Annotated in this window: 1 protein-coding gene; it reads right to left on the bottom strand. The window is 64.9% G+C overall.

From position 1 onward, the window contains the following. Window positions 1–211, bottom strand: a 211-nt coding sequence (locus tag NLM59_RS11805; protein ID WP_304417977.1) for a hypothetical protein, incomplete at both ends; no start/stop codon positions are given.

The following is a 211-nucleotide window of genomic DNA, read 5'->3' as shown; positions in this document are numbered from 1 at the left end:
ATCTCGCCGCCCGGCTGCTGCGCCTGCCAGGTCTCGAAACCGGGGGCGTCGTAGGGCAGGGCGGGCTGGCCGCTACGGGACAGTTCGCCGACATAGTGAAAGATCTTGTAGTCGATCGTGCCTGGCTCTTGTCCCAGCCAGTGCGGCGCGCCGATCTGGATCGCGGTAATGGCGATCAGTGCAAGCAGCACGAACAGCGTGGTACGAAGGG

The organism is Profundicola chukchiensis (assembly GCF_029664245.1).
GTDB classification, from domain to species: domain Bacteria; phylum Bacteroidota; class Bacteroidia; order Flavobacteriales; family Weeksellaceae; genus Profundicola; species Profundicola chukchiensis.
This window is presented reverse-complemented; position numbering and strand designations above follow the sequence as displayed.